The organism is Aeromonas sp. YN13HZO-058, assembly GCF_001921245.1.
In the GTDB taxonomy this organism is placed as follows: domain Bacteria; phylum Pseudomonadota; class Gammaproteobacteria; order Enterobacterales; family Aeromonadaceae; genus Aeromonas; species Aeromonas allosaccharophila.
This window is the reverse complement of sequence record NZ_MQSY01000058.1, coordinates 1-10,165: the sequence shown is the minus strand read 5'-3', so window position 1 is coordinate 10,165 and position 10,165 is coordinate 1. Positions and strand designations below refer to the sequence as shown.

At 59.8% G+C, this 10,165-nt stretch carries 11 protein-coding genes and 1 tRNA gene; all 12 read left to right on the top strand.

The genetic code is table 11. The features are described 5' to 3' along the window. Positions 1 to 153: 153 nt before the first annotated feature. Positions 154 to 229: transfer RNA gene (locus BSP75_RS14435), tRNA-Thr, on the top strand. A 240-nt stretch (positions 230 to 469) separates the two neighbouring features. Then, the gene (gene codB, locus BSP75_RS14430) at positions 470 to 1,714 is read left to right on the top strand and encodes a cytosine permease (RefSeq protein WP_075113661.1); all 1,245 of its coding nucleotides are present in this window, start codon (positions 470 to 472) and stop codon (positions 1,712 to 1,714) included. Next, positions 1,708 to 2,973, top strand: a complete 1,266-nt coding sequence (locus BSP75_RS14425) for a cytosine deaminase (RefSeq protein WP_075113660.1) — start codon at positions 1,708 to 1,710, stop codon at positions 2,971 to 2,973. The genes codB and BSP75_RS14425 overlap by 7 nt, the downstream gene beginning before the upstream one ends. 94 nt (positions 2,974 to 3,067) lie before the next feature. Then, positions 3,068 to 3,445, top strand: a complete 378-nt coding sequence (gene crcB, locus BSP75_RS14420) for a fluoride efflux transporter CrcB (protein ID WP_042060796.1) — start codon at positions 3,068 to 3,070, stop codon at positions 3,443 to 3,445. Positions 3,446 to 3,510: 65 nt separating this feature from the next. Next, a complete protein-coding gene (ubiE, locus tag BSP75_RS14415) occupies positions 3,511 to 4,263 on the top strand; it encodes a bifunctional demethylmenaquinone methyltransferase/2-methoxy-6-polyprenyl-1,4-benzoquinol methylase UbiE (RefSeq protein ID WP_042656756.1) in 753 nt (250 codons plus the stop codon). A gap of 20 nt (positions 4,264 to 4,283) precedes the next feature. Further along, positions 4,284 to 4,892: an SCP2 sterol-binding domain-containing protein gene (locus tag BSP75_RS14410; protein WP_058053212.1), complete on the top strand. Its 609-nt coding sequence runs from the start codon at positions 4,284 to 4,286 to the stop codon at positions 4,890 to 4,892. Continuing rightward, the gene (gene ubiB, locus BSP75_RS14405) at positions 4,892 to 6,532 is read left to right on the top strand and encodes a ubiquinone biosynthesis regulatory protein kinase UbiB (protein ID WP_058053176.1); all 1,641 of its coding nucleotides are present in this window, start codon (positions 4,892 to 4,894) and stop codon (positions 6,530 to 6,532) included. Before BSP75_RS14410 ends, ubiB begins: the two co-directional genes overlap by 1 nt. 42 nt (positions 6,533 to 6,574) lie before the next feature. Then, positions 6,575 to 6,826: a Sec-independent protein translocase subunit TatA gene (gene tatA / locus BSP75_RS14400; RefSeq protein WP_058053177.1), complete on the top strand. Its 252-nt coding sequence runs from the start codon at positions 6,575 to 6,577 to the stop codon at positions 6,824 to 6,826. A gap of 3 nt (positions 6,827 to 6,829) precedes the next feature. Next, positions 6,830 to 7,294: a Sec-independent protein translocase protein TatB gene (tatB, locus tag BSP75_RS14395; RefSeq protein WP_058053178.1), complete on the top strand. Its 465-nt coding sequence runs from the start codon at positions 6,830 to 6,832 to the stop codon at positions 7,292 to 7,294. Beyond that, positions 7,291 to 8,046 carry a twin-arginine translocase subunit TatC gene (gene tatC / locus BSP75_RS14390; protein WP_075113659.1) on the top strand — a complete coding sequence of 252 codons (756 nt, stop codon included), beginning with the start codon at positions 7,291 to 7,293 and terminating at the stop codon, positions 8,044 to 8,046. Before tatB ends, tatC begins: the two co-directional genes overlap by 4 nt. A gap of 188 nt (positions 8,047 to 8,234) precedes the next feature. Next, the gene (locus BSP75_RS14385) at positions 8,235 to 9,020 is read left to right on the top strand and encodes a TatD family hydrolase (protein ID WP_075113658.1); all 786 of its coding nucleotides are present in this window, start codon (positions 8,235 to 8,237) and stop codon (positions 9,018 to 9,020) included. 3 nt (positions 9,021 to 9,023) lie between these two features. Beyond that, positions 9,024 to 10,040, top strand: a complete 1,017-nt coding sequence (gene hemB, locus BSP75_RS14380; RefSeq protein ID WP_033112882.1) for a porphobilinogen synthase — start codon at positions 9,024 to 9,026, stop codon at positions 10,038 to 10,040. The last annotated feature ends 125 nt before the right edge of the window (positions 10,041 to 10,165 follow it).

Here is a 10,165-nt window from a genome sequence, read left to right as displayed (position 1 = left end):
CGATGGTAGTGTGGCATTCGCCATGCGAGAGTAGGACACTGCCAGGCTTTAATTAAGCAATCACAGCGATGTGGTTGGTCGTGACGCAACGTAAGGTTGTGTTGGACAAAAGATTTAGATAGCGCACCCAGTGCGGTCTTTACCGGTTAGTGTGCTGATATGGCTCAGTTGGTAGAGCGCATCCTTGGTAAGGATGAGGTCCCCAGTTCGACTCTGGGTATCAGCACCATGAAAGCAAAAGCCTCCCTGAAAAGGGAGGCTTTTTTGCATTTGTCTCTCGGTAAAACGTCACCATATTCTCTGCTGATCCCCATTTCTCAGGGTTTCATACTTTTCCATCTCTCTCCATTTTTGTGGTTCGTTTGACCACAAAACCTATTAATTTCGCGATATTCATCGTTGTTTGATTGACGTAAAACGTTTTACATGTAAAATCCGGCGCGTTTTGCCTATTACGTGGAGAGAGAGCATGGCGCAGGATAATGAATACTGTTTGGGGGCGGTTCCCGCCAAGGGGCGCAAAGGTGTGCTGTCGCTGATGCTGGTGATGCTCGGCCTGACCTTCTTCTCTGCCAGTATGTGGACCGGCGGGGCGCTAGGTACCGGGCTGGTGTTCGATGACTTTATCAAGGCGGTACTGATCGGCAACTTGCTGCTGGGGATCTACACCGCCTGTCTCGGTTATATCGGTGCTTCAACCGGTCTCTCTACCCATCTGCTGGCTCGTTACTCCTTCGGGGTGAAAGGTTCCTGGCTGCCTTCGCTGTTGCTGGGCGGCACTCAGGTCGGCTGGTTCGGTGTTGGTGTGGCAATGTTTGCGCTGCCGGTACAGAAGGCGACCGGCATCGATGTGAACTGGCTGATCGCCATCTCGGGCATTCTGATGACGGTGACCGTCTACTTCGGGATCTCCGCTCTGATGGTGCTGAGCTTTGTGGCCGTGCCGGCCATTGCGCTGCTCGGCGGTTACTCGGTCTGGCTGGCGGTGACCTCTACTGGTGGCATGGCGGCGTTGCAGCAGGTGCAACCGACCAATCCCATCGAGTTCACCACGGCGCTGACCATGGTGGTCGGTTCCTTTATCAGTGCAGGAACCCTGACCGCCGATTTTGTCCGATTTGGTCGCAAACCCTGGGGCGCCGTCATGATTACCATGGTGGCGTTTTTTTTGGGCAACACGCTGATGTTCATCTTCGGCGCAGCTGGCGCGGCGGTGACCGGTCAGGCCGATATCTCGGAAGTGATGCTGATGCAGGGGCTGCTGATCCCCGCCATTCTGGTACTGGGCCTCAATATCTGGACCACCAACGACAACGCCCTCTACGCATCCGGTCTTGGTTTTGCCAACATAACGGGTCTCAAGAGCAAGCCGCTCAGCGTGATCAATGGATTGATTGGCACGGCTTGCGCCCTCTGGCTCTACAACAACTTTGTCGGCTGGCTGGCCTTTTTGAGTACGGCAATTCCGCCGATCGGTGGCATTATCATCATGGATTTCCTGCTCAATCGTGAGCGTTACCGTCAGTTTGCCGATCAACAGTTCGAGACGGTGCGCTGGCAGGCGCTGGTCGCCACGGCAGTCGGGGTGGCTGTCGGTAAATGGTTGCCGGGCATAGTGCCACTGAACGCGGTATTGGGCGCCGCCTTCACCTATTTCATTCTGGTTCGCCTCACTCAGCGGCCGGTTCTGGTACAGGAAGCTAGCAAATGCTGATTCAACATATTCGTTTTACCGATCGGGAAGGGTTGTGGCAGATCCGCTGTCAGGATGGGGTCATCACCGCCATCGAACCCCATGACGAACATGCCGTCGCCGGTCGGGTGCTGGACGGGGAGGGCGGTCTGGCGATTGCCCCCTTTATCGAACCCCACATTCACCTCGATACCACCCAGACGGCGGGCGAGCCGAGCTGGAATCTCTCCGGCACCCTGTTCGAGGGGATTGAGCGCTGGGCCGAGCGCAAGGCACTGCTGACCCATGAGGATGTGAAACAGCGCGCCATCCAGACACTGAAGTGGCAGATCGCCAACGGCATCCAGTTTGTGCGTACTCACGTTGATGTCTCCGACCCCAATCTGATTGCCCTGAAGGCGATGCTGGAGGTGCGGGAAGAGATGAAGGAGTGGGTGGAGCTGCAGATCGTCGCTTTCCCGCAGGAGGGGATCCTCTCCTATCCCAATGGCAAGGCCTTGATGGAGGAGGCGCTCAGGCTGGGGGCCGACGTGATCGGCGCGATCCCCCATTTCGAGTTTACTCGGGAATATGGGGTCGAAAGTCTGCATTACATCTTCGATCTTGCCGAGAAGTATCAGGTTCTGGTGGATGTTCACTGCGACGAGATCGATGACGAGCAGTCCCGTTTTATCGAGACGCTGGCGACCCTGGCCTACGAGCGCGGTATCGGTCATCGAGTCACTGCCAGCCACACCACCGCCATGCACTCCTACAACGGCGCTTATGCTTCCCGTCTGTTCCGGCTGCTCAAGATGGCAGACATCAACTTCGTGGCCAATCCGCTGGTGAACATTCACCTGCAGGGTCGCTTCGATACTTATCCCAAGCGCCGTGGCATCACACGGGTGAAGGAGATGCTGGAGGCGAACATCAACGTCTGCTTCGGTCACGACGACGTGTTCGATCCCTGGTATCCCATGGGCACTGCCAACATGTTGCAGGTGCTGCATATGGGGCTGCATGTCTGCCAGATCATGGGTTACGAGCAGATCAACGACGGCCTGAAGCTGATCAGCAGCCACAGCGCCCGCACCCTGAACGTGCAGGATCGCTATGGCATCGAGGTCGGCAAACCGGCCAACCTGCTGATCCTGCCCGCCGACAACGGCTTCGATGCGGTGCGTCGTCAGGTGCCGGTGCGTTATTCGATCCGTCATGGCAAGGTTATCGCCCAAACCCGTCCTGCACAGACCGAAATCGTGTTGGGTCAGCCAGAGCCGATCAATTTTCGCCGCTGAGTTTTCAATCAGGGAGTGTGGCGATTAGTTCCGCCTCTGGGCACAAGGGCTGCCATTGCGCATAATGGCGGCCTTATCCTTAGGGGGTGACTCCATGCAAACCTGGTTATTTGTTGCTGCCGGCGGAGCCATCGGCGCCTGCCTGCGTTTTGGTATTTCAGAGCTGATGGCGCTGTTGCTAGGGCGCCACTTTCCTTACGGGACTCTGGCCGTCAACGTGGTGGGTTCTTTCATCATGGGGGTGGCCTACGCCCTCATCAGCCACGGCCATATCGTTGAGCATCCGATGAAGCCACTGCTGATGGTGGGGATCCTCGGCGCCCTGACCACATTTTCTTCCTTTGCCCTCGATACGGTAGTGCTGGCCCAGCATGGGGCCTATCTGAAAGCGCTGCTCAATATCGCGCTCAATCTCTTCCTCTGTCTGGCCATGGTGGTGCTGGGCATGCAGTTGGTTGCGAGCCGGGTTTAAGGTGTCCGGACGCCAGTGGCTCTGGTAAACTGGCGGCCATTCTTTGCTCTATGGGTGTTTAAGGGATGTCAGAACAAGCAACGACAACGCATTTTGGCTTTAAAACCGTGGCCGCGACCGAGAAGGAAACTCTGGTAGCAGGTGTCTTCCATTCGGTGGCAGCCAAGTACGATCTGATGAACGATCTGATGTCGTTCGGCATCCACCGCCTGTGGAAGCGCTTCACCATCGACTGCTCCGGTGTGCGCAAGGGCCAGAAGGTGCTGGATCTGGCCGGTGGTACCGGAGATCTGACCGCCAAGTTCTCCCGCATCGTCGGCGAGACCGGTCAGGTAGTGCTGGCGGATATCAACGACTCCATGCTGAAAGTGGGCCGCGACAAGCTGCGCAATCTGGGGGTCGCCAACAACGTCTCCTACGTGCAGGCCAACGCCGAGGCGCTCCCCTTCCCGGATAACCACTTCGATGTGATTACCATCGGATTCGGCCTGCGCAACGTCACCGACAAGGACAAGGCGCTCGCCTCCATGTTCCGCGTGCTCAAGCCGGGTGGCCGTCTGCTGGTGCTGGAGTTCTCCAAGCCGGTCAGCGAAGTGATCGCCAAGCTCTATGACCTCTACTCCTTCAAACTGCTGCCGAAAATGGGCGAAATCGTCGCGAACGACGGTGAAAGTTACAAATATCTGGCAGAGTCCATCCGCATGCACCCGGATCAGCAGACCCTGGCTGGCATGATGGAAAATGTCGGTTTCGAGCAGGTGGAGTACTTCAATCTGACTCAGGGTGTGGTCGCCCTGCACCGCGGTTACAAGTTTTAAGGTTGCCTATGCCAATCCCGATACAACTGGATGCCATGGTCACCGCGGTGATCGAAACCAGCCTCAACCAGTTGCTGGCGCTGGACAAACAGAGCCCGGAGCGGCTGCGCAAACTGGTGGGCAAGGTGCTCAAGCTGGAGCTGCGTGAACTCAAGCCGCTCTGGTTTGTCTTCTCCGAGCGTCGACTGGATGTGCTGGCCCAGCATGAAGGGGAGGCCGATGCGGTGCTCAGTCTGTCGCTGACCGCCCTCGGTCTGCTGAAAGACCCTTCCGCTCTGACCCGCTATATCCGCGAGGAGAAGCTGGACCTGAGCGGTGATCCCCAGCTGGTACAGGCATTCAGCGTGCTGCTGGGTGAGCTGGATATCGACTGGGAAGAGGAGCTGTCGCGTTATACCGGCGACGTGCTGGCCCACACCCTGCTGCGCGGTGCCCGTCAGGCGCGTCGTCTGGTTGGCCGCGAACTGTGCCGCACCCGCAGCCAGCTGGCGGAATATCTGACCGAAGAGGCCCGCCTAGCCCCCGGCCCGCTGGAAGTGGCGAGTTTCAACGATGACGTCGAGGTGCTGGCCCAGCAGCTCAAGGCCGTCGAACTGCGGCTGGCCCGCTTCGAACAGCAGGTGACCTGATGACCCCGAAGGAGTTCAAACGCCTCTATCGCATCATCACCATCTTGCTGGAGCAGGGCATCGACGAACTGGTGCCCGCCCGCTATCAACCCTGGCCGGGTCGTCTGGCCCGTCGCTCGCTGTTCTGGCTCAAGAACAAGCAACCGGATCTCAGCCGCGGTGCTCGCATCCGGCTCGCCTTCGAGGCCCTTGGCCCCATCTTCATCAAGTTTGGCCAGATGCTCTCGACCCGCCGCGACCTGCTGCCGCCGGATATCGCCGAAGAGCTGGCTCTGCTGCAGGACCGGGTGCCCCCCTTCTGTGGTCAGGCGGCGCGCCAGCAGATCGAGCTGAGCCTGGGTTGCCCCATCGAGACCCTGTTTGACGACTTCGACGAGACGCCGCTGGCGTCGGCCTCCATCGCCCAGGTGCACACCGCTCGCCTGAAGGAGAGTGGCCGCGAGATCGTCATCAAGGTGATCCGCCCCGACATCGAGCCGGTCATCGAAGCCGATCTGCGACTGATGCAGGCGTTGGCCCGTCTGGTGGCCCGCTTCGTGCCCCAGAGCGCGCGGCTGCGCCCCATCGAGGTGGTGGAGGAGTATCGCAAGACCATCCTCGACGAGCTCAATCTGATGCGCGAAGCGGCCAACGCCATCCAGCTGCGCCGCAATTTCACCGGCTCCGAGGCGCTCTATGTGCCTGAAATCATCACAGATCTCTGCCGCGAGCAGGTGCTGGTGATGGAGCGTATCTACGGCATTCCGGTCTCTGACATTCCAGCGCTGGAAGCCAACGGCACCAATATGAAGCTGTTGGCCGAGCGCGGGGTAGAGGTTTTCTTCACCCAGGTGTTCCGCGACAGCTTCTTCCACGCCGACATGCACCCGGGCAACATCTTCGTCTCTTACGAACACCCGGAGAACCCGCTCTGGATCGGTATCGACTGCGGCATCGTCGGCACCCTCAATCGGGAAGACAAACGCTATCTGGCGGAGAACTTCCTCGCCTTCTTCAACCGCGACTATCGCCGGGTGGCGGAGCTGCATGTGGAGTCGGGCTGGGTACCGGCAGACACCAAGGTGGACGAGTTCGAGTTCGCCATCCGCACCGTGCTGGAGCCGATCTTCGAGAAGCCGCTCTCCGAAATTTCGTTCGGTCACGTGCTGCTCAACCTGTTCAACACTGCCCGCCGCTTCCATATGACGGTGCAGCCGCAGCTGGTGCTGTTGCAAAAGACCCTGCTCTATGTGGAAGGGTTGGGGCGTCAGCTCTACCCGCAGCTCGATTTGTGGCAGACCGCCAAGCCCTATCTGGAAAACTGGATGCACGAGCAGGTCGGGCCGAAAGCGGTGTGGAACGCTATCAAGGAGAAGGCGCCATTCTGGGCTGAGAAATTGCCGGAGCTGCCGGAGCTGGTCTATGAGACCCTGCGCCAGACCCGTCATCAGCAGCGTCATTTCGACCAGATGTTTGCCGAGTTCCGCCGTCACAGCCGTCGGCAGGGGCAGGCCCGCTACCTCTTAGGGGTTGGAGCCAGCCTGCTATTGGCGGGTGTATTCTTGCTGACCCAAAAACAACACATTGAGTGGGGACAAGCCAGTCTCGCCGGTGCAGCCCTCTGCTGGCTGGTCGGCTGGTTGCGAGCCCGTTCCCATTAATCAACAACCGCGCCGTCAGGCGCCTGTTCTGGAGAGAAAATCATGGGTGGTATCAGTATTTGGCAATTGTTGATCATTGCAGTCATCGTCGTGCTGCTGTTCGGTACCAAGAAACTGCGCGGGATTGGCGGTGATCTGGGCGCGGCGGTCAAAGGGTTCAAGAAAGCACTCTCCGACGAGCCGGCCGATGCCAAGGCCGAGCAGAAAGATGCCGAGTTTCCCCCGAAACAGCTGAACGAAGCGGCCACTCAGAGCAGTGAGTCCGCCAAGCAGAAAGACAAAGACCAGGCCTAAGCCATGTTCGATATCGGTTTTTGGGAGCTGGTCGTTATCGGTGTAGTAGCACTGGTGGTGCTGGGGCCCGAGCGGCTGCCGGTTGCCATCCGCACGGCTACCCACTGGATCCGCCTCATTCGTTCGACCGCGAACTCGGTCAAGTCCGAGCTGGAGCAGGAGCTCAAGTTGCAAGAGCTGCACAACGACCTGAAGAAGGCTGAACAGCTGCAGATGAGCAACCTGAGCCCCGAGCTGCAGGAGTCTATCGAGCAGCTCAAGGCGGCGGCCCAGTCGGTCAATCGCCCCTATCAGGTGGAGAACGAGATCCGTCCGCCGCGCCCCGAGCCGGTTGCCCAGGCTGAGCCTGCCACGCCGGTGGAGCCTGTGGTGCAGCTGAGCCACGACGTGCCGCCGGTCAACAGCCAGCGGGAGAGCGAGCCGGTGCCGGTCAGCGACTCCGCAGTAAAAGGGGAGGTGAAGCCATGAGTCAGGCCGAACAACCCCTGATCAGCCATCTGGTTGAGCTGAGAACTCGCTTGCTGCGTTCCATTAGCGCCATCCTCGTGGTGTTTCTGGGGCTGATCTACTTCTCCAACAACATCTACGACTTCGTGGCCCAGCCGCTGCTCAGCCAGCTGCCGGAAGGGACCAGCATGATCGCGACGGATGTGGCGACCCCCTTCCTGACGCCGATCAAGCTGACCCTGGTGGTCTCCTTCTTCGTGGCGATCCCCTATCTGCTCTATCAGGCCTGGGCCTTTATCGCCCCCGGTCTGTACCAGCATGAACGGCGGCTGATCATGCCGCTGGTCGCCTCCAGTGCCGTGCTGTTCTATGCAGGCATGGCGTTCGCCTACTACGTGGTGTTCCCGCTGGTGTTCGGTTTCTTCACCAGTACCGCCCCTGCCGGGGTGACGGTAGCGACCGACATCGCCAGCTATTTGGACTTCGTACTGACCCTGTTCTTCGCGTTCGGGGTTGCGTTCGAAATTCCGGTCGCCACCATACTGCTGTGCTGGACAGGTGTGACCACGCCCAAGAACCTGAAGGAGAAGCGTCCCTACGTCATCGTCGGGGTGTTTGTGGTCGGTATGCTGCTGACGCCGCCTGATGTCTTCTCCCAGACCCTGCTCGCCATCCCGATGTGGGCGCTGTGGGAGATAGGTCTGTTCTTCGCCCGCTTCTATGTGAAGAAAGAGGATGAAGAGCAACAGGAACAACCGGATGTGGAGAGCTGAGGCTCTGTTCGTCACCTGTTTGCCGGACGGCGAGAGGATGACGAAGTCCTCAGGAATAGCAGAACGAGGGGAGCTGAGGCTCCCTTCCTCTTTTCATGCTCCCGTTCGAGGCGTATGGTGTTGGCCCATCGAGTAGATGGTTTTCAAATACCTGATATGTCTTCCTTTTGTTCGGAACGTCTCATCCCATGATCGATATCGGTTTAAACCTGACCAGCAGCCAGTTCGCCGGTGAACAGCCTGAGCTGGTAGCCCGCGCCCGTGCCGCCGGGGTTGAAGCGTTGATCCTGACCGGTACCGATCTGGCTGGCAGCCGCGAGAGTGCCGACTTGGCCGCCCGCTGGCCGGGCTACTGCTTCTCCACCGCCGGGGTCCATCCTCACGATGCCAAGAGTGTCGATGAGGCGACCCTGCCCGCCCTGCGCGAGCTGGCGGCGCTGCCGCAGGTGGCCGCCATCGGCGAGTGCGGTCTCGACTACAACCGCGATTTCTCCCCCCGTCCGGTGCAGGATGCGGTGTTCGACGCCCAGCTGGCACTGGCCGCCGAGCTCGGGATGCCGGTGTTCCTCCATTGCCGTGACGCCCACGCCCGTTTCATCGAGATCCTCCGTCCCTGGCTGTCGAAGCTGCCGGGGGCCGTGTTGCACTGCTTCACCGGCTCCGATGAGGAGCTGGACGAGTGTCTGGCGCTGGGTCTGCATATCGGGGTGACCGGCTGGCTCTGCGACGAACGCCGAGGTCAGCTGCTGCGCGAACAGGTGGCCCGCATTCCGGCCGGTCGGCTGATGATCGAGACCGATGCCCCCTATCTGGTGCCGCGGGATCTGAAACCACGCCCGAAACGCAACGAACCCGCTTTTTTGCCGCACATCGCCCAGGTGGTGGCGGCCTGTCGTGGTGAAGCGCCCGAGGCCTTGCTGGCCCACACCCGGGCCACCTCCGCCGCGTTCTTCCAACTTCCTCTCCAGGAGTGATTCATGGCTACAACTCTTCCGGGCGCCTTTCCGGGTCGCCGCCTGCGCCGCTTGCGCAAACATGATTTCAGCCGTCGTCTGGTGCGCGAGAACGTACTGACCGTCAACGATCTCATCTATCCGGTGTTCGTGCTGGAGGGGGAAAACCGTCGGGAAGCCGTTCCCTCCATGCCGGGAGTGGAGCGTCTCTCCATCGATCTGCTGCTGGAAGAGGCTGCTGAGCTGGTAGAGCTGGGCGTACCCGCCATTGCCCTGTTCCCGGTCACCCCGCTGGAGAGCAAGAGCCTGATGGCCGAAGAGGCCTACAACCCGAACGGGCTGGCCCAGCGTACCGTGCGTGCCCTCAAGGCCCGCTTCCCTGAGCTCGGGGTCATCACCGACGTGGCGCTCGACCCGTTCACCACCCACGGTCAGGACGGCATCATCGATGACGAAGGCTATGTGCTGAACGACATCACCACCGAGATCCTGATCAAGCAGGCGCTCTCCCATGCCGAGGCCGGGGTCGATATCGTGGCGCCGTCCGACATGATGGATGGCCGCATCGGTGCCATCCGCGCCGCGCTGGAAGAGAACGGCTTCATCAACACCCAGATCATGGCCTACTCCGCCAAGTACGCCTCCTGCTACTACGGCCCGTTCCGCGATGCGGTCGGCTCTGCCGGCAACCTCGGCAAGAGCAACAAGGCCACCTATCAGATGGATCCGGCCAACAGCAACGAAGCCCTGCACGAAGTGGCGCTGGATATTCAGGAAGGGGCCGACAGCGTGATGGTCAAGCCGGGTATGCCCTATCTGGACGTGATCCGTCAGGTGAAGGATCAGTTCGGCGTGCCGACCTTCGCCTATCAGGTGAGTGGCGAGTACGCCATGCACATGGCGGCGATCCAGAACGGCTGGCTGAAAGAGAAGGAGTGCATCATGGAGTCCCTGCTCTGCTTCAAGCGGGCCGGGGCCGACGGCATCCTCACCTATTTCGCCAAGCGTGTGGCGCAGTGGCTGAAAGAAGATGCCCGCTAAGCTGATGTGACGGATCAAGACGGATAGAAAAGAGGGGAGCCGATGGCTAATGCCGATCAGTTAAGGATCCATTGACCGATCCTGCTGATGTGTAAAAATCCGAAACCTGTTGATTGGTTTCGGAT